Below are 23,208 nucleotides of genomic sequence, written 5' to 3'. Positions count from 1 at the left end.
GTCGCGACGAAAGACGCCCCCCTTCCCGGGAGGGCAGGGGCCGAGACGACGATCCTTGGATCGTCACGACGAAAGCAACCCCCTGCCCGAGAGGGCAGGGGGTTGTGCATGTGCAGTCGGAGGAGGGAGAGTTAACGTCGGTTCATCGCGCCTCGGATGGTTCCGCCTTGCTCGAGCGCCATCGCCTGGTACGGGGCAGCGACGCCGCATTCGAGTTTCGCCGGCAGGAGTGCCGCTGCAATCGTGAAGCAGGTGAAGGTCAGCGCGCGCCCGCGCTACCTTCGTCGGCCCCGGCTTCCGGCTGCATCGCCGATCTCCTCACCATCCCGTCACAGTCCGAACCGCGACGTTGATGAATCTCTAACACAACGATCCGTTAATGTCTCGCGGACCAACTGCTTAATGCTAATGGAAGGTAAATGCAAAGGTCGAGACGGGGCGCCCTGCACCCGTCGCCCTCGACTCGGTGTCCCGTTCCTCAGGAGCCCTGTCGCAGCATCGCTGCTTCGCGGATTTGCGAGAGCCGCGAGGTCGGGGTGATCGCCTCTCCGTCGGTTCTGATTTCGATCAGGGAGAATGTCTCCGCGGCGAGCGCCCGTTCGAGTGCCGGTCCGAACTCGCCCGTATGCAGCACGGTTTCTCCATGTCCGCCGAAGGCGCGCGCCATCGCCGCGAAGTCCGGGTTGACGAGGCTCGTCGCCATCACACGGGAAGGATATTCGCGCTCCTGGTGCATGCGGATGGTGCCGTACATGCCATTGTTGACCACGATGATGCGGATCGGGGCATCGAACTGCAGGGCGGTCGCCATTTCCTGTGCGGTCATCAGGAAGCAGCCGTCGCCGGCGAGCGCCACCACCTGGCGCTCGGGATGGCGCAGCTTGGCCGCGATCGCCGCCGGAACGCCGTAGCCCATCGAGCCGGACGTCGGGGCGAGTTGCGTGCGGAATTGTTTCCACTGGTAGTAGCGGTGCAGCCAGCCGGCGTAGTTCCCAGCCCCGTTCGTGACGATGCTGTCGGCGGGCAGCGCCTCCGAGAGGAGCGTCATGATCTGCTCGAGCCGCACCGGCCCGCTCGAGGGCTGCGGCACGATGAAGCGTTCGTAGTCACGGTGCGCCTCCTCGCAGAGGCCGGCCCGCAACTCACCGCCCGCCTCGCCGAGCCCCGCGAGCGCTTCGGAGAATTCATCCGCGGTCGCCGCGATGGCGATATCGGCGCGGTAGACGCGGCCGATTTCGTCGGGACCCGGCTGCACGTGTACCAGGAAGGTCTCCGGATTCGGGACCTCGAGGAGACTGTATCCCCCGGTCGTCATCTCCCCGAGCCGTGGCCCCATGACGATGAGACAGTCGCTCGCGCGAACCCGTTTGGCGAGCGCCGGGTCCGGCGCGATGCCGAGGTGACCCGCATAGCAGGGGTGGCGATTGTCGACGTAGTCCTGATAGCGAAAGGCGGTCGCCACCGGCACCCGAGCGGTTGCCGCGAAGCGCTCGATCCGCCCGCGCACCGTCTCGCTCCAGCCCGGGCCGCCGACCAGCAGCAACGGGCGCTCGGCGGCCGCGAGCCGCTCGGCCAGGGCGCGCATGACACCGGGCGAGGGATGGGCGGCGGCCGGGTTCGCCGGTTTTGCCTCCCGGACCTCGGTTTCGGCACTGATGACGTCCTCCGGCAGGCCGACGACCACCGGGCCCGGCCGGCCGGACATCGCGATGTGGAAGGCGCGGCCGACGTACTCGGGGATGCGGTCCGCCGAGGGCACGACGCTCGCGTGTTTCGCGAGGGCTCCGAAAACGGCCGTGACGTCGAATTCCTGGAACGCCTCGCGGTCCTGCATGTCGCGCGAGGGCAGGCCGATGAACATGATGAGCGGCGTCGAATCCTGGCGGGCGACGTGAATCCCCGCGGATGCATTGGTCGCACCTGGCCCCCGCGTCACGAAGACGATGCCGGGCCGGCCGGTCAGCTTGCCGTCGGCCTCCGCCATCATCGCCGCGCCGCCTTCCTGGCGGCAGATGATGGTGGCGATGCCCGCGGTTTCATAGAGCCCGTCGAGGGCGGCGAGGTAGCTTTCGCCCGGCACGCAGAACACCCGCTCGACGCCGTTGATCGCCAGTTGGCGCGCCAGAACCTGTCCGCCGTGACGCATGACCGTACTCCTTGCCATTGGGGCGGCCGGGCCGCCGCCGTCAGATCGCATCGGCCCCATAATAGAGCGTGACGAGATGACGCGCTTCGGCAAAGAACAGCCAGCGCTCGACCAGCACGCCGAGCGCCCCGCTCACCAACGCAAGGAGCGCGGCCGTAAGGCCGGCATCGAAGGCCGCGCCCATCAATAGAAGCGCCGCCGGGGCGATGAAGCCCGCGACGATCGCCAGGATCCGCAGCCGCATGGCGTGCCGCCGTCCGACGCGATAGCCCATTTCACGCATGACGAAGTTCGGTGTCGCGTGCGCCGCCTCGAACGGTCTGACCCGGCCGAGCGCGCCGAGGCCCGTGGCATCGCCGGCCGTGAAGCGCACGCCGAGTGCCCTCGTCTGGCGCCAATAGGCGACCTTGAGCGCGAGGCCGCAAAGCAGCAGCGCCAGCGCCAGCCAGCCACTCCAGGCCCCGCCATAGCCCGCCGCTGCGCACCAGAGGTTGAAAAGGAGACCCCCGCCCGCCAACCCGAGCCCGATGTACACCCAAGGCACGATGGAGAGGTTCCATTCGGGCACTGTCCTGAGGCAGGCATAGATCATCCCCGTGCAGTAGATCGTGGCGAGAGCCGCAACCACTGTGAGGAGGGCCAGCACACCACCCACCGCGCCGAGCCCGCCGCCGAAGCACCACAGCAGCGCGAGAAGGCCCGCCGGTGCGTAGGTTGCCACCGCCGCTACTCCCTCGCGCGAAAGCCACGAGGTGCGCCACTCCGAGAACGCACGCCATGCGCGTTCGGGCCGCCCGAGGTGGAAGGTCGAGGAAAGGAGCCCCGCCGTCACCAATCCGAGCCCGGCCCCGAAGCCCGCGAGCCCCGATCCCTGCTCGATCGGTACCCAGCCGAACAGGCCGGCCAGCGCCAGCAGCACGAGGAGGCCGTAGCCGGCGCCCGATGCGGTGGTAAAGAGGATGACGGAATAGGCCGGATGCATGGGCTCGCTCTGCTCGGCTGGCGCTCGGTAGCGGTAGGGGGTCCTGGTGCGAACTCGGGTAGCGTCCGACTAGCGTGTCAGCACCCGGTCGGCCCAGGCGAAGAATTTCTCCGTCAGCGAGCCGTCGCCGACCCCGACGGGTTCGAGGAAGGCATCCGTCCGCCCGGCGTTCGCGGTCGCATCGCGCCGGGGGCGCGGCGGCAGGTACTTGTTGACGGGCTTGTAGCCGAACTCCGAAAGGAGATCGTAACCGCCCCGGTCGGCCACGAGCCGCGAAACCGCGCTGCCCGGATCGCCGAGGTCTCCGTAGTGGCGGGCCCCCGTCGGGCAGGCGCGAACGCAAGCGGGCTTGCGATCCTCGGGCTCGAGGTTCTCGTTATAGATGCGGTCGACGCAGAGCGTGCACTTCTTCATGACACCGTGCGCGGGATCGTATTCCCGGGCTCCGTAGGGGCACGCCCACGAGCACAGTTTGCAGCCGATGCAGGTGTCCGGATTGACCAGCACGATGCCATCCTCGGCGCGCTTGTAGGAAGCGCCCGTCGGGCAGACAGTGACGCAGGCCGGCTCCTCGCAGTGCAGGCACGAGCGGGGAAAATGCACGGTGCGGCTTGCCGCCCCCTCGCCGACCTCGAAACCGTGCACCCGGTTGAGCCAGGCACCCTGCGGGTCGCTGCCATAGGGCCCGATGTCGGAGAGCGGCGCCGAATAGCCCGACGTGTTCCACTCCTTGCAGCTCGTCACGCACGCCTGACAGCCGACGCAGGTGTCGAGATCGATGACGAGGCCGAGTTTCTTATCCGTACGTTCCGGCAGAGCGGTCATGAGCGGCCTCCCGTCACGGGATGGGCCGCGATCCAGGCGAGCGCCTCCTGCGCGCTCCGGTCGGGCGGAAACACCGGATAGAGAACGTGTGTCACGACGCCGTCGTCCAGCACCATCGTGAGGCGCTTCAGGAGCGTCATGCCAGCCGCCTCGAACGTCGGCAGGGAGAGCTGACGGGTGAGCTCGAGGCCCGCGTCGCTCAGCACTGGGAACGGCAGGTGCAGCCGCTCGGCCATTTCTCGCTGGAAGGCGGTGTCCTGGGTGCTGACGGCGAGAATTCGCGCGCCCTGGTGACGGAAGTCCTCGGCGAGATCGCGGAAGCCGCAGGCCTGCGGCGTGCAGCCGCGTGCCCCCGGTATCGCGTCCCAGCCCTCCGGTAGTGGCTCGCCCGGGACACCCGTGCGTGGATAACAAAAGACCACGGAGCGGCCCGTTAGCGCGGCGAGTGAAACTGCGCCGCCCTTGGTCGAGGAAAGCGCGATGTCAGGCATGCGCATCCCCGGCAGGTGCCGCGCGCCGCCATCGTCCTGCGGCACGGGCAATCCCGCCGGCAGTGAGGTGTAGCCTGAAGTGCTCACGGTTTCTGGTCCTCGAATTGCCGGCCGTACTGGATCAGACCCGGCGCCCGGTCGGGCATCGGTGCGATTGGCTCGAAGCGCGGCTCACTCGTCTCGCGTTCGTCGTGCGCGGCCTTTTCGATCCTGACACGCAGGTCGTACCAGGCCGCTTGTCCGGTGATCGGGTCACTGTTGGAGTAGCGGTATCCCCCCTCGCGTTCGGGCAAGAGTTCGCCGATCAGGTGATTGAGAAGAAAGCCCTTCTTGATCTCGGCGGAGTCGGGATCGAGACCCCATGCGCCACCCCGCTTGCCGATCGCGTTCCACGTCCAGAGCGTATCGGCGTTGCAGCCCTCCATCAGCCTCACCTGGCATTTGACGCGACCGACGTGGCTCGTCAGCCAGACCCAGTCGTCGTCCGCGATAGCGAGTGCCTCCGCCCGCTGCCGGTTCATGAAGAGCCGGTTCTGCCCGGTGATCTGGCGTAGCCAGGCGTTTTGCGAGCCCCAGGAATGGTACATGTGCATGGGGCGCTGGGTGATCGCGTGGAACGGATATTCGCTCCCGCCGACGATCTCCTCCTCGAACGGCGGATACCAGAACGGCAGCGGATCGAAATACGCCTCGATGCGCTCGCGGTGGCTCGCCGGCGGCTGTGGCGCCCCGTGCCCGCGTGCCGAAAGCCGGAAGCGCTGCAGTGGCTCGCTGTAGAGCTGGAAGATCACCGGGTCGGTCGAATTGTGCATGCCGACCGAGTGCGCCCACTCGAGATGGTCTCGGTTGGCGTGCTTGAAATACCGCATGCCCTCCGCGAGGTGGTGGGCGTGAAAGCAGCCGTTCTCGATGTAGCGAGAAAGCTGGTCCGGATTGGGCGCGCCCTTGCCGAAGCTTTTTCCATCCGCGCCGCGCCAGCCGGCGAGCGGGCCGACACCGGGTGCACGCTCGTGGTTCACCATGTAGTCGGAATACCCGCCGGGATAGCGTGGCGAACCCTCCGGCGTGACGAATCCGGGCAGAGCCAGCCGCGCTCCGAGGTCGATGAGCACGCTCTGGAACCCGCGCACGTCGCGATCCGGCTCGACCACCGGCTGGCGGATCGCATCGGCTGGCGCGTCCGGTTCCGAGATCGGCCGGTCGAGCATCGAGATGCAGTCCCACCGCTCGAGATACGTGGTGTCGGGCAGGATGAGATCGGCATAGGCGACCATCTCGGAATAGTACGCGTCCGAATAGATGATCTTGGGGACTTTATAGTCGCCCGTGACAGGATCGCGTGCCGTGAGGTGGCCGATCGTATCCGGCACGTTCATGGCCGAGTTCCAACTCATGTTGGCCATGTAGAGGAAGAGGACGTCGATCGGATAGGGGTCCCCGAGCCCGGCGTTGGTGATGACCATGTGCATGAGGCCATGCGCCGAGAGCGGGGCATCCCAGGAAAAGCCCTTGTCGATGCGGCAGGGCGTCACCCCGTCGTCGCAAAGAAGGAGATCGGCCGGGCTCGTCGGAAAGCCGAGGTGCGGTCCTCCGAGGGGTGTATTGGGCTTGATCGAGTCGAGGCGACCGTGCGGCTTCAAGGGCGGCGGCACGCTCTTGGGGTAGGGTGCCTTGTAGCGGAAGCCACCGGGGCAATCGATCGAGCCGAGCAGGATCTGCAGGAGGTGGATCGTGCGGCAGGTCTGGAAACCGTTCGAGTGGGCCGAAATACCGCGCATGGCGTGCAACGAGACCGGCCGGCCGATCATCTTGTCGTGCCGCTTGCCGGTCCAATCGGTCCACGCGACGTCGAGAACGACCTCGCGCTCGAAGGCGGCCTCCGCGAGTTCGCGCGCGATCCGCCGGATGGTGTCCGCCGGGATGCCGGTCCGCCCGGCGACCGCATCGGGAGAATAATCCTCGCCGAGGAAGCGCCGCGCGATGAGTTCGAGCACCGGCACCGCGCGCCGCCCATCCTCGAGCGTGTACGATCCGACAACCGCCGGCACGATGCCGCTCGCGGTGGCCTCCGCGAGGCCGCCCGTGCCCTTGTCCCAGGCGAGCGGCCGGCCCGCGCCATTGCGTGCGATGAGCCCGTCGTCGTCTGCCCCGGGGGCCTGAATGATCAGCCAGTGGGCGTTCGTGTAGCGCACGAGATAGTCGAGATCGATGCGGCCGGCTGCCATCAATTCGTGGACCAGGGCTCCGGCGAGCAGGCCGTCGGTCCCCGGCCGGATGCCGAGCCATTCGTCGGCGATGGCGCCATAGCCTGTGCGCACCGGATTGACGGAAACGACCTTGGTGCCGCGCTCCTTGAGTTTGCCGAGGCCCTTCTTGATCGGGTTCGAGCCGTGATCCTCGGCCACCCCCCAGAGCATGAAGTATTCGGTCAGCTCCCAGTCGGGTTCGCCGAACTCCCAGAACGAGCCCCCGAAGGTATAGAGCCCCGCCGCTGCCATGTTGACGGAGCAAAAGCCCCCGTGCGCGGCATAGTTGGGCGTCCCGTACTGGATGGCCCACCAGCCCGTGAGCGATTGGCTCTGGTCGCGTCCCGTGAAGAAGGCGAGGCGCTTGGGGTCGCGCGCCCGGACTTCGCCGAGCCAGTCGGTGGCCAGCGCCAGCGCCTCCTCCCAGCCGATTTCGACGAACTCGCCGGAGCCGCGCGGGCCGACCCGCTTCATCGGTGCCCTGAGGCGGGCGGGCGAGAGGTGCTGCATGATCCCGGCCGCGCCCTTGCCGCAGAGCACACCCTTGTTCACCGGGTGGTCGCGGTTGCCCTCGATGTAGCGGACCTGCCCGTCCTGCAGGTAGACTTTGATGCCGCAGCGGCATGCGCACATGTAGCACGTGGTCGTCTTGATCTCGTCGGCCACCTTGGGTGAGGTGTCGACGTGCGCGTGGCGGGCCTCGGGCATGATTGTTCGATCGCCATGTTGGGAATGCGGTGAGACGAGCACATGGCCCGCGGCCTTGGCAATAGGCGACGGGGCGGCGCCGACGAGGTGGCGTAAAATCCCCTTGGCGGCCAACACCCGAGGGCACACTGGAGCCAGCGAAAGCCGGCATCTGGCCTCATTCCGGCGGATCTGTCACGCTTGGGACCGCGACTTGACAGTCCGGTGCCCCTCGCCTAGGCGTCATCTTCCGTCCATCGGCGGGCGCGTAGCTCAGCGGGAGAGCACTCGCTTCACACGCGAGGGGTCGCTGGTTCAATCCCAGCCGCGCCCACCAGATGTCGCCCCTCCCTGTTGCCCATTCGCCGGAGCGGGGTTCTCCTGCGCCTAGACCCAGCCTCGGCATGTCGCGGTCAACCGGTCGGCGTTCGCCTCGAGACCCTCGAGCCAGGCAAGCATTTCGGCTTGGTCCATATAGCGCCCTTCGGCGATGTCGACGGTGATCGCGCGATCGAGGTCCTCGACCGCTTCCTGGGCACCGGCCGGGCTGACGATGCGGTACGCGGCCGCGGCGATCCGCCACGCGCCGACGCGCGGGTTGTGTTCCGCCTCGAAACTCGCGCTGCCCGCCGCCATTCGGTAGAAATACTGCGGGAGCGAGTAATTGCCGCCGGGCTGCCCGGACGCCACGATTGCCCGTCCCTCTGCCCGCGCCTTGGCAACGAACGGCTCGATCGCCGCCATCGCTTTCGAGCAGGCATCGATCCGCTGGGCAAAGACGATGGCTCTCGATACTTCGCCGCGCGTCTCCCACGAAACATAGGCCTGCACCGCCGACGCGAGCCCGGCGATGCCCGTGAACAGTACGGCCATGAGTTCGACTGTCGACAAACCTTTCATGCGATCCCCCCTCGGCTACCGTCTGATCGACAGCAGACATTCGTGAAACTGGGCAATTCTGCCACAGGATTTGCATATCATTAGGCTTTACTGTCGACATTCGGTGTCCCGGGCCGGCACGTCGAGTGGCCGCGTGGCGGTGTTCGAGGCCCCATGCCGTTCGGCGGGCGAACGGCGCCATCGGGCCGAATGGCCCGCGAGGGAGGCAGACATGTTGGGCGACAGCGGGCGCGAACACTTGCCAGCGCCATGGTGGGGCCCGTCGTGCCGCGGCGAGACCCGCTCGGGTTCGGTTCGGTCTCGATCGGCGCTCCTCGGCATCGCGATCGGCTTGTTGCTCGTGGTCGTGCTCGCGGGCGCTGCTGCTCCCGCGCTCGCGGCCAAGGCGATCTCGCCGGAGGCCTGCAAGGCCGCCTGGACGGCCTACCGCAAGGACCGCTCGACCCACGCACGCCGGCTCGAGACCTATTGGAACGAGATCGCCAAATTGCAGCGCGCACGGGCCGACAAGGTGAAGCGTGGCGCGACCCTCGTTGCGAACGATTTCGTTCAGAACTTCCCGCCCGACTACACCGGCCGCGCAAAGCCCGGATGCCGCGACCCGGAAGCCAAGCCCCCGCAGCCTTCCAAGCCCGGCGACGAGCTTCCGGTGCTGGCAGATTTCCTCTCGGCGGCCGAGAAGGAATACGCCTTCGTGCCGCATCACGTCTCGGACATGGACTATATGCGCCAGTACGCAAGCGAGTCGCTCGCGCTCGGGCTCACCGCCGAGCAGGTCGTCGGCGTCTATTCCCTCGAGACCGGTGGCCTCGGCCCCTACTTCCGCCAGTCCGGCATCTTCGTGACGGATCAGCAGTGCCGCCCGCAGGCGCCCAAGGGCAGGGCCGCTTCCACAGCCCTCGGCTATGCCCAGCTCCTGGCGGCCAATTCCGCTGCCATGACGCACCTGCACGGAGACGACTTCGCGGCCGAACTCGAACGTCGCGCCCTCGGCGCCGACGAGCGGTTGGCGGGTCACCTGCGCGACAAAGCGGGGGTCGTGCGCCGCATGGTGCGCGACATCGGCAGCTATATCCGCCGCATCTCGGGCCGCAATGGTTGGAAGGAATACGTGAGTTTCGGCAAGACGCGCCGCGGCCATGCCGTGCACGCGCTCAACCTCGACGTCCACATTGGACCGATGATCCAGACGCGCAAGTTGAAGCGGATCGTCGAGGTCGCTGCCGACAAGGGCTACCGCAATCTGCCGTCCGCCGACCTCGAACTGCTCAACCTCGTCGGCTATGGCCGGGGCCTCCAGATGCTGGAGCCGGTCGCGGCCGATGTTCCCTCGTCGAACTTCTTTTCGCGCCTCGGCTATGAGCGAAACCCCGTCGTTGCCGGCCGCACTGCCCGCGGGGTGCGCGAGCGGCTCGCCTCCATCATCGCCAAGAAGATGAGCTTTTGTGGGTCCGTCCGCTTCCTGACGGCCTTCGAAGAAGCGGCAGCGGGCAGGACGGCCGAGATAGGACTGGCACCATTGCCGGCGGCGGCCACCGGCGGCACCGGCGCCGCCGGTACTGCGCACTCGCGCGGTAATTGACGGCCGCCCCGGTGCCGAGCGTCCCCCATCCGGCCGTTTTCCCGCGGACTGGCGCGCACGCCATGCATCGAGGCACGCCTTAGGGGTTGCATAAGGAAAAATTTACACTTCCAGGTTGCCGAATCAGGCGCGATGCGAAATACACGCATGTGTAGCGTTCTGATATTCTACAACCTGAGGCTGAAAAATGTTCGCGAAACCCATCGTGCCGCGCCTCGTTGCCGGCCTCTCTGCCCTTTTCATCGTGCTCGCGGTCCAGGCGCACGCCACGACCAGCGTCGCCGATTCGCCGGTCGAGAGTTCGCTCGAAGCCTTCCTCGTCGAGGTCTCGAGCGAGGGAACGGAGCAATTCGGGCCGGCTCGCAATGTCGACCCTGGCGACGTGATCGAATACCGCATCGCGCACCACAACACTTCGGCCGGATCGCTTTCCGGCTTCATCGTTGCCGGGCCGATCCCAGCGGGCACCACCTTCGTCGCCGGCAGCGCGACGGGCGCTCCGGGTGATGTCTTCGAGGTGCTGGTCGACGGCGAGGACTGGCAGGCGCTCCCGGCCTTCAAGACCGTCCGGAACGAGGACGGCACGGAGCGCCGCGTCGAAGCGCTGCCCGAGGACTACCGCTCGATCCGCTGGCGGTTGGCCGAGCCACTGGCCGAGGGCGCCTCGACCGCCAACGCCTATCGTGTCCAGGTCTCCGAATGAACCGGCAGGCGCAGGGGCCGTGCGTCGATTGGCGCCGCGCGGCCGCGCGGCCTGCAACTGCGGCGTCCCGGTCGCCACGTCGAAATCGGGCTCGGCCCAGCCATGATGCTATTTCGGGTCCTGCCGCTCCATTACTTTAATTTCCATTGAAAGGGTCCCGACCGATGATCTCGGTCTCTGTCGGCCCGCTGGCGTCCAAATAAAAGCCCCTTCAATGTCGATCGGGGAGGGTGCACGCGGACTTGCCGCATGATCATCGCTCCCCTCGGCCGCCTGCTCCCGGGCGGCCTTTTTCATTTCGCTCCGCGATCTCGATGCTGGCAGGCCACGTTCGGCGTACGCAACTGTTGCGTGCAGCACACGGTCGGTGAGGCGTAATTTATCCCGTGATGCAACCAATAGTTGTGGCTATCACCATGAATCACCTACCCCGAGAGTGCGCCTCCGGCTCGAGAAAAAGTCCGCGACCGGGCGCGAGACGATCCGAAGATGCTTGAGGGGAATTGAGAAATGCAGCTGCGAAGGATGACCCGGGCCCGGACGGGGCTTGCGGTGATCGCACTGGTCCTGATGGGGAGCACGGCTCTGGCGGCACCGCCACCAGCCGACACCATCATCGGCAACCAGGCGCTCGCCACCTATCAGAATTCCGCTGGAGAGACGGTCACGGTCAGGTCCAATCTCGTGGAGACGATCGTCAACCAGGTTGCCGGCGTCGACGTGGCGACCGATACGACCAAGAGCGGCAGCCCCGGAGGCAAGGTTTATTATCCACATACGATATCGAACGACGGCAACGGTCCCGATATTTTCGACCTGACCGCCGTCGATGCCAATACCGGCACCATCGATCCGATCATCCGCATCTATCCCGACGCGGACAAGGACGGTGTGCCCGACACCCTTACCCCGATCACCATAACCCCGTCGCTCGATCCGGGAGACGTCTTCGGTATCGTGATCGAGGTCGAGTTGCCGGCAACCGCAGCTCCCGGTGATACCGAAACGGTCACGGTCACCGCCACCAGCCAGCACGACAACACCGTGAGTGACATCGTCACCGATACGCTCGGCGTAACGACCAGCGGGATCATCGAACTCACCAAGTCGATGACGCCGTCCAACGCGGCGATCGGCGACACGGTGACCGTGACGCTCACCTATGCCAACGTCGGCCTCGCCAGCGCGACCAACGTCGTGCTGCTCGACACGTTGCCCGCGGAATTGAGCTACACGCCCGGCTCGGCGACCTGGTCCGATGGCGGCACGCTCGACGATCCCGCCGACGGCACCGACGGCACCAATGGCCTCGGCCAGACCATTGCCTACGACTTCGGTGCCACGTCCGCCGCGACCGTCACGGCGACGATTTCCTCCGTGCCGGCCGGACGCACGGGCACGCTGAGGTTCACGGCCGTGGTTGTTGCCGGCGCTGCCGGGACCATCGAGAACACCGCTGCCTCCACGATCAACGGCGGGCCGCCCGTGGAATCGAATATCTCCGTCATTGCGGTCGACGATCTCATCGCGGTCTCGCTCGCCGACCGTTCGGCGAATGCCGCGGCAGCCGATCCCGAGGGAGCCAATCTCGGAACGGCACTGGTCTCCTCGACGGACACCGATGGGCTCGGCAACGACGTCGTCAGCGAGGATGGCAGCGGCGGGCCGATCGTCGGCGGCGGATTCCCACAGGGCGCGGTGGTTCCGTTCGAGTTCGTCCTGACCAACCATTCGAACGTCCTCGAGACCTTCAACCTCTCCGTCGACAACGTGCCCGGCAACGCGTATCCGGCCGGGACCACCTTCACGTTGACGGATGCGGCTGGTGTCCCGCTGACGGATAGCGACGGTGACGGCCGGCCCGACCTGGTGCTCTCGCCCGACAATCTCGCAACGCCCGGCGCCGAGCATCTCGGAACGGTCTTCCTGCGCGTCGACCTTCCCAATGACGCTTCGAGCATCCGTGCCGCGACGGATCCGGCCTGGCAGGCAAGGGTCGTGGCGACCGCTTCCAGCGACCCCTCCGTTTCGAACGGGGCGACCGCCTCGCTCGAGGCCGACGTGATCGGTGAGACGGTCGACATCGAGAACGCCGGAAACCTTGCCGACGGCCCTGCCGTCGACAACGCCGGCAATCCGTGGACGACGGTGACGCTCGACCCCGGCGCAACGGCCGTGTTCCCGATCGTGGTGGAGAATTCCGGCGCCGGTGCCTCGAGCTACGACCTCGCCTTCTCCGGCAGCAATTTTGCTCCTGGCGCGGGGCTGCCGGCCGACTTCCAGGTGCGCTTCCTCAACGCCGCGAACGTCGAGGTGAACAATACCGGTCTCATTGCGGCCGGCGGCTCGGCGAATTTCACCGCCGAGGTTCGGGTGCCGGCGACCGCGTCGCCGGGCAACGTCGACATCTACTTCCGTGCGTTCTCGCCGACGAACGGCTCCCTCGACATCAAGCTCGATCGCGTCGTCGTCAACGAGATCGTCGATCTGTCGATCCAAGTGCCTCAGACCACTCAGGCCGCTCCCGGTGGGGTGATCGTCATGCCTCACGTGATCACCAACGAGGGCAACGTGACCATCACGGAGGGTGCGCTCAGCGTCAGCGGCAACACGCTGATGTCGGCGACACTGTTCTATGATGCGAACAACAACGGCCAACTCGATCCGACGGACCCGCCGATCGACAACATCGACGACATTCCGGGCGGCATCGCGCCGGGCCAGTCGGTTACGATTTTCAACCGCACCCAGGTTCCCGCGACAGCGGCCCCCGGGTTGGTGGAGATCGGAACGGTTGCCATCTCCACCTCGCTCAACGGCGGGACGGTGAGCGATGCTGATCCGGCTGACGGGTCCCTGCGCGACACGGTGCAGATCGTCTCGGGCGACGTCGAATTGCTCAAGGAGCAGGCGCTCGATCCGAACTGCACGGGTGCGATCGGCGGCTATCAGCTGACCCAACTCACCGCCGATCCCGGGCAGTGCATCCGCTATCGGGTGACGGCGACGAACACCGGCACCGCTGATGCCACGAGCGTGGAGATCACCGATCGCGTTCCGGTCTACACGACCTTCGAGAACTGCGGTGGCGGCTGCGCGGCGAGCGCGAGAAACGGTGCGGGTGCCTCGGTCGCCCCGAGCACGCCGGCCGACGAAGCCACCGGGCAATTGAGCGTCGCGATCGGCACTCTGACGCCCGGCCAGTTCGGCAGGCTCGAGTTCCACGTACAGATCGACAACTGATCCGCCTTTCGAGGCTGGAGAGAAGAAATGGTCGGGCGTTCGCGCCCGGCCACCGGGTCAGTGCGCGTTCGAGTTCCGGTCCACAACCCACCAGAGATGGCGCCGACCATGAAACGCACGCTGAGAACACTCGCGCTCGCCTTGGCGACGCTTTCCGCAACGGCCTCCGCCTCCGCGGCGCGACCCGCCCTTCCCGGAGACCTGATCATCGGGCAGGCCGAGGCCACGTATTTCAACGAGCGGCTCGGCATCCGCGAGCGCATCGTCTCCAACAGCGTCACCGCCATCGTCAATGCGGTTGCCGCCCTCGAGGTCGGCAGGGCGCAGAGCATGACCGCCTCGCCCGACGAGATCGCCGAGGCCGTCTTTACCGTGACCAATCGCGGTAACGTTGCCCTCTCTCCGCTGATTTCATTCCCTCAGAGCGGCAGTGACGACTTCGACCTCGCGAATGTGTCGATCTTCCTCGACACGAACGGCAACGGCGCGATCGATCCGGGCGAACCCGAGGTCACCGCCGGAGCGAGATTTCCCCTCGCCGTCGGCGAACGGTTGTCGTTCAACGTCCGCTTCAGGACACCGGCCGCTCTTGCCAACGGCGCGGCCTCGCTCTCGAATCTCGTGGCGCGTGATCCCGATCACGCCATCGACGCGAGCGCTCCCCTGGCGGTCACGATCGCTCCGGCTGGCCTGACGCTCGCCAAGCGCGCATCGGCCGGCCGCACCGAGAGCGGCGGGCTGCTGACCTATACGATTGCCATCCGCAACAACGGCGTCACCGACGTCGCTCCCTATGCCGACCTCGAGGGGGAGTCCCTCCTCGTCGACGGCGCCGCCGTCACGGGCGTTCTCGTGCGCGACGACATTCCGCGCAACACCGCCTTCGTGCGCATCGACGACAGCGTCGACTTCAAGCCCCTTTACCACCTCTTCGGGGCGCCCCGCTTTTCTTTCGTATCCGCAGCACCCGCCAACGCCGCATCGGTCGATGCCGTGGCCTTCCTCTACGAGCGCGCATATCCGGTTGCCCAGTCGACGGACCTCTCCTTCACCGTCTCCGTCAATCCGACCGCCGCTGCCACCACCATCGCAAACCTCGCTGAAACCTGGCAACCGGACGATACGGGCGGTCACGTTCGTCTCTCCTCCAACGAGGTGCTGACACCGGTTTCGGGTCCTGCGGGCCGGTTGCGCTTCGTCGACGGGACTTATCTCGAGGATGTGGTCGCGCTCCCCGGCGAGGGCAACGCGCATCTCCAGCTGGAGGATGGCCGCTGCAACCTCGATGCCGCCGTTGCGGATCAGGTCACCATCGTCGTTCGCTCGACGCCAGATGGCGACAGCGAGACAGTGATCGCGTTCGAGACCGCACCGAACTCGGGCGTTTTCCGCGCCGCCCCGCTTCCCGTTCAGCCGCAGCAACCCGCCGTACCCGGAAACGCAACCCTGACGGCCACCAAGGCGACCAGAGTGCTGGCCTCCGCTGTCTGCGGTGGCGAGACCCTCGACGACGAATTGATCGTCAACCCCGGCGGGTTTGTTTTCAATTCCCTGACGAACACTCCGATCCCCGGCGCGCGCGTCATTCTGCGGAACGGGTCCGGTGGCGTCATTTCACAGCAAACCACGGACATCGACGGCTTCTATCGCCTCCGCGAACTGCGGCAAGCGCGCTATGTCATCGAGGTCACGGACATCGACCGGCTGACATTCGCGTCCCAGCGGACGGTTTTCACTGGTTTTGCGCGCAACGTTCACGCCGAGGCGTCCTACGGGCGGAGCTTTACGATGGCCGCGCCCACGGCGCAATTCGGCGTCGATATTCCCGTCGATCCCGCGACCGACCGTGTCCTGGTGGTGGAAAAACTTGCGAACCGCCAGAAGGTGAGGATCGGTGAGTTCGTTCGCTACGAGGTGGCACTGACGAACCGCTCTGATCTCGCGCTCCTGCGCAATCGTCTCGTGGACACGCTGCCGTCCGGCTTTGCCTACGTCTCCGGCAGCGCCCGGCTCGACGGCGCAGCGCTCGCGGACCCGTTGGGCGCGCCCGGGCGCGAACTGACGTTCGAGGTCGGGGACATCGCTCGCCTCGGGCGCGTGACGGTGAGCTACATTGCCCAGGTTCTGCCGAGTGCCGGCCAGGGGCCGCGCACCAATGTGGCGGTCGCCGAGGGCATCATGGCGGGTCTCGCCCAGCCGGTCCGGTCGGTCCCCGCGCTCGCCACCGTCGACGTCGACGAGCAGGGCGGCGTGTTTGCGCGCGAAGGCGTGATCCTCGGCAAGGTATTCCTCGACTGCGACGCTGACGCGCGTCAGTCGGGACCGGACGAGATCGGCCTCGCGGGCGTGCGGCTCGTGCTATCGGATGGTCGCACGGTGGTGACCGACATCGATGGAAAATATTCTCTTCCCGCCGTGCGCGCCATCACCTCGGCGCTTGCCGTGGACCGTGCGACACTCCCGTCGGGAGGCTTCGTGAAGCAGGCGCGGGTGCGTGATCTGGGCGCCCCGGGCACCCGGCTCGTCGACCTGCGCCGCGGCGAGATCCGCCAGGAGGATTTCCCGATCGGTCCGTGCTCGCCCGCCATGATCGACGAGATCGCGCGACGGAATGCTGAATTCCGGCCCCTCGAACTCGACGAGCAGCACTTGCGAGCCGACCTGCCGCTCGACAGTTCGGTCACCCGTCCGAACGGGGCGAGCCGCGAGCAGAGCCGCGCCACCGACAGCCAGATCCGTGGTGGACCCGCCGCATGCGGCGAGTGGCGTGCGATCGAGCTGCCGGCCGTGCGCCTGCCGCAGCGGGTCATCCCGGCGACCCGGGATCTCGAACAGGAGATTTCATCCTTCTCGCCGAGCCTCGGCTTCCTCGATCTGGTGGATGGCGACGAACTCGCCCAGGGCGTCGTCAACGTCCGGGTCAAGGGACCGGCCGAGGTCGGCCTCGCCCTCGAGGTCGACGGTGTACGTATTCCCTCCGGTCGCATCGGCCAGCGCGTGGTCGATTCCGCCAATGGCGTGCAGGCCGTCGAGTATATCGCCGTTCGGCTCTCCGGCGGGGGCACGACGTTGCGGCTCGTCGTCACGGACCCCTTCGGCAACGAGCGCGGTGCTCACGCGATCACGGTTTACGCTCCGGGCGCGCCGGCACGCATCGAGTTGATCGCGCCGGCCATGGCCAAGGCCGATCCGTTGACGCCCATCCCGCTCGTGGTCCGCATCCTCGATGCGCACGGCCGCCCGACTGCCGCGCCGGTCGAGCTGACCCTCGAGGCCCGGCGCGGCCGCTTCGATGCGCGCGACATCAGGGACAGCGAGCCGGGTCATCAGATCTACGTCGATCATGGTGAGGCGATCGTGGATTTCATTCCACCAGCTCTGGCGGGTACGCACGAGATCGTGGCGCGTTCGGGCCTCGGCGTGGCGCGCGCCCGCATTCGTCTCGAGCCTCACATCGAGCAGCGCATGCTGGTCGGCGTGGTGGAAGGCGCGATCCGCCTCGACGGCTCGCGTGTCGGGCTGGATCACCTGGTCGAACGTGACGGGCTCGGCGCCTTCGAGAAGACCGTCGAAGGTGCGCGCGGAGAGCTTTTCCTCAAGGGGCGCATTGCCGGCGAGGCCTTGCTCACGTTGCGCTATCAGAGCGACCGTGACACCGAGGACCGCCTGTTCCGCGACGTCCGGCCGGATCAGTATTACCCCGTCTATGGAGACAATTCCGAGCGGGGCTTCGAGGCCGAGGCCGACGGGCCGCTGTTCGTCAAGGTGGAGAAGGGCCAATCCTACATCCTCTACGGCGACCTCGAGATCGCACCGTCCAGCAATGCCATAGGCCTCGGCGCCTACCGGCGCGCGGCAACCGGCGCGCACGCCCATGTCGAGGAAGGTCCGGTCACGATCGATCTTTTCGTTGCCCGCACGGCGAGCGACCAGGTTATCCAGGAGATCCCTGGACGCGGCATCTCCGGTCCCTACGCAGTCGACCTCACGGACTATGTCGAGAATTCCGAGCGCGTCGAGATCGTCACCCGCGATCGCGACCAGCCGGAGGTGATCATCAAGGCCGTGACGTTGCGTCGCGGCAACGACTACTCGATCGATTATTTCACCGGAACGCTTCTCTTCGACACCCCGATCGCCTCCTTCGATGATCGTCTCGATCCGCTCTTCATTCGGGTGACGTACGAGACGCGCCGGGGCGGCAAGCGCTATTGGCTCTACGGCGGCGAGGCTCGCATCGAGGTCGCCGACGGTCTGGTCGCCGGCTACCGCGAGGTCCACGCGCGCGCCGATGCCCTGACAGGCGACCGCCGGTCCGTGCGCTCGGCATTCGCCGCCGCCGACCTCGGCGTCTACGGCCGTGCCGAAGTGGAGTTCTCGCGGACCGAAAACGCCGTCGGTGCGCAGGGTAGCGGCTGGCGGGCTTCCTACGAGGTCACCTCGGGAGGCACCCGGTTGAGGCTCGACGCCGCCCGCACCGATCGCGGCTTCGACGTTCCGGGATCGCGCGTTTCTCCGGGCCGTGCCGAGCTGCGCGCGGTCGCCGAGCAGCAGCTCGGGGAGGGCGTGCGCGCGACGGCGCAGGTCCTCCACTCCCGCGACACGACCGGCGGGGCGCGCCGCGACGGCGTCGAGGGGCTCGTGCACTGGAAGGCCTCGAGCGAGATCGAGTTGCGGGCCGGCGCGCGTGTCGTGCGGACCAGCGACCCAGCGCGTCCGGCCGGAGAGGAGAAGGTCGGCTCGGCCATTGTCGGCGCCACGTGGCGTCCGGCCGAGGTTCCGGGCCTCGTCGTCGGCATCGAGGGCGAACGGAGGATCGACGGTGGCAACCAGCATCGTGCGCGGCTCGAGGGCGCCTATCAGTGGTCGCCGGACCTGCGCGTCTACTTCACGGGAGAGCTGTCGACCAGCGATGGCGGTCTTTTCGGTCTCTCCGAGAACGCACGCGAGCGCTTCGCATCCAAGCTCGGCGTCGAGTATGCCTGGTCCCCGCAGATATCCCAGTTCGTCGAGTACCGCGCGGAAGGAATGGAAATCGGGGTCGGCGCCGTCGCGAACGGCGTTCGGGGCCAGTGGGAGATCACCGAGGTGGACCGGCTGCGGGCCAACGTCGAGCACGTGGCACCGGTCTCCGACGATGCGCGCAACGAGGAGAACACGGCCGTCGCCCTCGGTTACACCCACCATGACGTGATCGCCGGAATTCTCCTCGATCAGGACCTCGAATGGCGTCACGGCCGGCAGGAGGATGCCTGGTACCTCGCCACCGGCCTCGGCTGGCGGTTCGGCGACTTCACGCTTCTCCTGCAGAACCGCCTGGCGGTGACGGAGGGTTATGCTGATCGTATCCGCGATCGCATGCGGCTCGGAGCGGCATGGCGGCCGGGTGAGGCGAGCGCCTGGTCGGCACTCGCCTGGTACGGCTTCGAGTACGACGACGATGCGAGCGAGGAGCGCAGGGAGCAGTCACACTCCTGGTCGATCGGGGGCGAGTATCAGATGAGCGACGACTTGCGGCTTCGGCTGCGCCATGCGGGTCGCCATCACGCGGCGAGCCACGACGACATCGATGCGACCAGCCTCACGCTGCTGCTGACGGCGGGCCTCGAGATCGACCTCGACGAGCGCCTGTCGCTCGCGCTCGATGGCGTTGTTCTCCACGATCCCTGGGTCGGCACGACGCACACCGGCCTCGGTGCCGAGATCGGCTTTGCCGTCACCGAGAACATGCTGCTGAGCGTCGGCTACACCTTCGCGGACATCGAGGAGGAGCGCATCAGGGATATCCAGGACAAGGGCTTCCACGTGCGCGTGCGCGCCAAGCTCGATAGCGAGACGTGGAACATTTTCGATGGTGGGGAGTGATGGCAATGGCTGAGAAATTCCGTTGTGGCGGTCTCGCCGCGAGCGTCCTGGCGGGGCTCCTGCTCTTCGTCCTTCTGAGCCTCGCCGCTCCAGGTCAGGCTCTCGCCCAGACCTACAGGGTCTGCGCCAAGCAGAACAGCGAGCTCGACATGAACCTCGCCATTCTCGCCAACGCACGCGCCAAGCTGGAGAATCCCGCCTACTTCGGGTCCTCGGGTTCGGCCGCGCCGGAGAGCTTCGTCTTTTCGTCTCTTCCCACCATCACCGCGGTCAATCTCGCATCGACCGGCTGCGACATATTCATCGGCGGTGGTTCTCCACAGATGAACGCCACCGAGGGTGCGGAGGTCTTCAGCTGGGCGAACGCCGGCAATCGCTTCGTGATCGGCGGTTGCGACTATCCGACCAACAACACATGCCTGCAGTTCGGTCGCTCCCTGACCTCGATCGCGAACGGCGGCGTTTCGATAAATTCTCTCCTCTCCTACAACCCGCTGACGTGCGGCGGCGCACTCGGGGTTGCGACGTTCGGCGGTGCCTCCACCTCGATCGGCACGGTTCCTACCGACAGCGTGCTTGCAACGCACAACGTCGGCGGTTCGGCGGCGGCCACCACCGACAGCCTGACAACGCCCAAGTTCATCTTCACGGCCGACGCCGACATGTTCGGCAACTCGGGCTCGGGCGCGATCGGGACCGGACCGACGGCAGTGAGCGATCAGGCCAAGTTCGTCGTCAACGTCTTCAAGTTCGCGGCCGATGCGCTCTCGGGCCGCCTGCTCAATCCCCAGTGTTTCGCCTCCTATGATGCAACCGCTGACCTTTCGATTGCCGCGGTGACATCGAACGCGACCCCGAGTGTCGGTGGACAGACGACACTGACCCTCACGGTCTCGAACGCCGGACCGAATGCCGCAACCGGCGTCGCCGCGAGACTTCCGCTTCCCGTGGGCTATGGCTTGGCCGGCCAGGCTGGAACCGGCACCTATCTCAGCGGAACCGGCGTCTGGTCGATCGGCGCTATTCCGGCGGGTGGCAGTGCCCAGATCGTCTTGACGCTCGACGTGACCGTGGCAGGTAGCGCGACATTCGAAGCGGAGATCATTTCGACGAGTCTCGCGGACCCCGATTCCTCCACCAACGCCGGTTTCACGGTGGATGATCGCAGCGACGGCATCGCCGACGACGACGAGACGAGCCTCGTGATCACGGCCTCGCTCGCTCCGCCCGGCCCGATCGCCGGCGGTGGCGCACAGTGCGAAGCGGGCACCGATGCGCTCTTCATCCTCGACAACTCCGGCTCGATCTCGCCGGCAGAATATGCCCAGATGCAGACGGCGATCACGAGCGTCGCCGCCGAATTCCTCTCACGCAATCCCAACCATCGCATCGCGATCGCACACTATGGCGGGCCTACAACGACGGCCGCGACGGATGGAGGCCAGTACGTCTACATCGAGCGCAACTTCTCGAGCGCCCCGGTGAGCGCGCCGATCCGTCAGTTCGGAACCGGTGGTGCATTCAACACCAGCTACATCCAGGACTACATGGCGGGAGCCATCCACCACCTGCGCTACGCGCTCGACGGAAATGCGTTGAGCACCGTGCCCCTGATCGCGAGCCCCATCAAGGAACTGGACAGGGCCACGACCAACCCGCTGCACGTCCTCGTCTTCACCGATGCCGTCCGCGATGCCGCGGTGCCGTGCTGCTCGGTGATGATCGACCTGGCCGGTTCGGCGGAGGAGCTGGGAGACGGTTCGAATTTTACGACCTACAACTCGATGAAGAGCCAGGGTGCGACCTTTTCGTTCGTCTCCTTCAACGCCGCGGTCGCCACGGCTGCAGCGATCGCCTCGCCCGGTGGCACATATACCGGGAGCGTGGAGGCAAATCCTGGAGACCCCGAGCCGTCCGGCGACAGGCGCCTGATCCACGTGACGAGCGGTTTTGCTCTCACGGTCCAGCAGGTCGAACTAGCGGCAAACAACATCTGTCCCATCTCGACCGCCGACCTTTCGCTGCACAAGACAGTCGATGATCCGACACCGGCAACGGGTGGAACCGTGACCTACACGCTGAACGTCGCCAACGCGGGTCCGGCAGCGGTTGGCGCCGTCGAGGTCACCGACAGGCTCCCCTCCGGCCTCGCCTACGTCTCGCATGCGGGCGCCGGAACGTACGATCCTGCGACGGGACTTTGGACCGTCGGTGCCGTGTCGGCCGGAGGCTCCGCCTCGCTCCAGATCGTCGCCACGGTGCTCCCGACGGGCGACCTGACGAACCGCGCCGAGATCACGGCGAGCGATCGGAGCGATCCGGACAGCGATCCGGCGTTCTCCTTCGGCGACGACGATCTCGGCGACACGATCGCCGACGACGACGAGGCGGAGGTCACCGTCGTTCGCACCGATCTGGTCGTCGAGGGTCGCATCTTTGCCGACAATGGCGCGGGAGGCGGTACCGCGCACGACGCCGTTGTCAACGGGAGTGAAACCGGTCTCGGCGGGCTCCAGGTCGAGGCGTTCGATGGCGGGGGCGGCTTGCTCGGCTCGGCCACGACGGCCGGCGACGGAAGCTATCGCATCGTGCTCGCACCGGCCGCGGTCGGGAGTGCGGTGACGCTCCGCACGGGGCTTGCGGCGGCGCACCTGCGCATATCGGAGCGTCCCGGCGCCTTGCCCGGTCTCGTCAATCCCTCCACGACGGATGGGGAGATAACCTTCACGCCGGCCGCGGTCGTGACCTACGCGGGGATCGATTTCGGCGAGATCGCCGAACCGACCCTGACGGTCTCGCGGGCCTCGAGCGCAACGGCGGGCAGCACGCTGCTGCTCGCCCACACCTACACCGCGAGCAGCGCCGCCGCCGTAACCTTCTCCCTCGCCGACCTCACCGGCGCGCCGCCGGTGGCGTTTTCCACCACGCTCTTTCTGGATGCCGACTGCAACGGCGCCGTCGGTGCCGGAGAAGGTCCCGTCGCGGCTCCCGTTGCCGTTGCTGCCGGCGACGTGGTCTGCCTCCTCGTCCGCGTCGTCGTTGCGGCCGGGGCTCCGGAAGGCGCGACGCTCGGCTACGATGTGCTGGCGCAAACCGCTTTCACATCCACGGCCGTGACGGACGAGGAGCGCAACACGGACGCCGTCACCGTCGTCGAGCGCGCGGAAGTGGAGATCGCCAAGCGCGTGCGCAACGTCACGCAGGCAGGTTCGTTCGGAAGCTCGAACGCTGCCCGGCCCGGCGAAGTGCTGGAATATTCCGTCGTCTTCACCAACCCTGGCAAGGGACCGGCCTTCGATGTCCGCGTCCTCGACAAGACGCCGGTCTTCACATCCCTTTCCGCAGCGCTCCCGGCGATCACGGCAACGCCCGCCGGCATGACCTGCACCGTCGTCACACCGGCCGGGGGAGGGGCGGCGGGCTATCGTGGGCCCCTCGAATGGGTCTGCACGGGCTCCATGACACCGGGTACGTCGGGCGAGGTGCGGTTCAGGGTGCAGCTCGACCCGTGACGGGGACCTGCACGTCCGTGGCGTTG

At 66.9% G+C, this 23,208-nt stretch carries 11 protein-coding genes and 1 tRNA gene; 6 read left to right on the top strand and 6 right to left on the bottom strand.

What is annotated here, in order from left to right; translation table 11 throughout:
• Positions 1-478: 478 nt before the first annotated feature.
• The 5 genes from GC150_12775 to GC150_12755 all read right to left on the bottom strand — a co-directional run bounded on the left by GC150_12775 (position 479) and on the right by GC150_12755 (position 7,398).
• On the bottom strand, positions 479-2,164 hold the full coding sequence (locus GC150_12775; GenBank protein ID MBI1385775.1) for a thiamine pyrophosphate-binding protein: 1,686 nt from the start codon (positions 2,162-2,164) through the stop codon (positions 479-481).
• Positions 2,165-2,186: 22 nt separating this feature from the next.
• On the bottom strand, positions 2,187-3,128 hold the full coding sequence (locus GC150_12770; protein MBI1385774.1) for a dimethyl sulfoxide reductase anchor subunit: 942 nt from the start codon (positions 3,126-3,128) through the stop codon (positions 2,187-2,189).
• Between the two features lie 69 nt (positions 3,129-3,197).
• The gene (locus tag GC150_12765; GenBank protein ID MBI1385773.1) at positions 3,198-3,953 is read right to left on the bottom strand and encodes a 4Fe-4S dicluster domain-containing protein; all 756 of its coding nucleotides are present in this window, start codon (positions 3,951-3,953) and stop codon (positions 3,198-3,200) included.
• A complete protein-coding gene (locus tag GC150_12760; protein ID MBI1385772.1) occupies positions 3,950-4,450 on the bottom strand; it encodes a redoxin family protein in 501 nt (166 codons plus the stop codon). The genes GC150_12765 and GC150_12760 overlap by 4 nt, the downstream gene beginning before the upstream one ends.
• A gap of 77 nt (positions 4,451-4,527) precedes the next feature.
• A complete protein-coding gene (locus GC150_12755; protein ID MBI1385771.1) occupies positions 4,528-7,398 on the bottom strand; it encodes a molybdopterin-dependent oxidoreductase in 2,871 nt (956 codons plus the stop codon).
• Positions 7,399-7,639: 241 nt separating this feature from the next.
• Between GC150_12755 and GC150_12750 the strand changes: the two genes are divergently transcribed.
• A tRNA-Val gene (locus GC150_12750) sits at positions 7,640-7,714 on the top strand.
• A gap of 50 nt (positions 7,715-7,764) precedes the next feature.
• Here GC150_12750 and GC150_12745 read toward each other — a convergent pair.
• The gene (locus GC150_12745; protein ID MBI1385770.1) at positions 7,765-8,277 is read right to left on the bottom strand and encodes a hypothetical protein; all 513 of its coding nucleotides are present in this window, start codon (positions 8,275-8,277) and stop codon (positions 7,765-7,767) included.
• A 211-nt stretch (positions 8,278-8,488) separates the two neighbouring features.
• Between GC150_12745 and GC150_12740 the strand changes: the two genes are divergently transcribed.
• The 5 genes from GC150_12740 (at position 8,489) to GC150_12720 (ending at position 23,182) form a co-directional block, all read left to right on the top strand.
• Complete coding sequence (locus GC150_12740; GenBank protein ID MBI1385769.1) at positions 8,489-9,859, top strand: hypothetical protein; 1,371 nt, start codon at positions 8,489-8,491, stop codon at positions 9,857-9,859.
• Positions 9,860-10,046: 187 nt separating this feature from the next.
• Positions 10,047-10,562, top strand: coding sequence for a DUF11 domain-containing protein (locus GC150_12735; GenBank protein MBI1385768.1), 516 nt, complete (start codon positions 10,047-10,049; stop codon positions 10,560-10,562).
• A 510-nt stretch (positions 10,563-11,072) separates the two neighbouring features.
• Complete coding sequence (locus GC150_12730) at positions 11,073-13,805, top strand: DUF11 domain-containing protein (GenBank protein MBI1385767.1); 2,733 nt, start codon at positions 11,073-11,075, stop codon at positions 13,803-13,805.
• A 27-nt stretch (positions 13,806-13,832) separates the two neighbouring features.
• Positions 13,833-19,670, top strand: a complete 5,838-nt coding sequence (locus GC150_12725) for a DUF11 domain-containing protein (protein ID MBI1385766.1) — start codon at positions 13,833-13,835, stop codon at positions 19,668-19,670.
• Positions 19,670-23,182, top strand: a complete 3,513-nt coding sequence (locus GC150_12720; GenBank protein ID MBI1385765.1) for a DUF11 domain-containing protein — start codon at positions 19,670-19,672, stop codon at positions 23,180-23,182. The genes GC150_12725 and GC150_12720 overlap by 1 nt, the downstream gene beginning before the upstream one ends.
• The last annotated feature ends 26 nt before the right edge of the window (positions 23,183-23,208 follow it).

It is taken from the genome of Hyphomicrobiales bacterium, assembly GCA_016125495.1.
In the GTDB taxonomy this organism is placed as follows: Bacteria; Pseudomonadota; Alphaproteobacteria; order Rhizobiales; family RI-29; genus RI-29.
The sequence above is the reverse complement of the archived record's forward strand: the minus strand, read 5'-3'. Positions and strand labels throughout refer to the sequence as shown.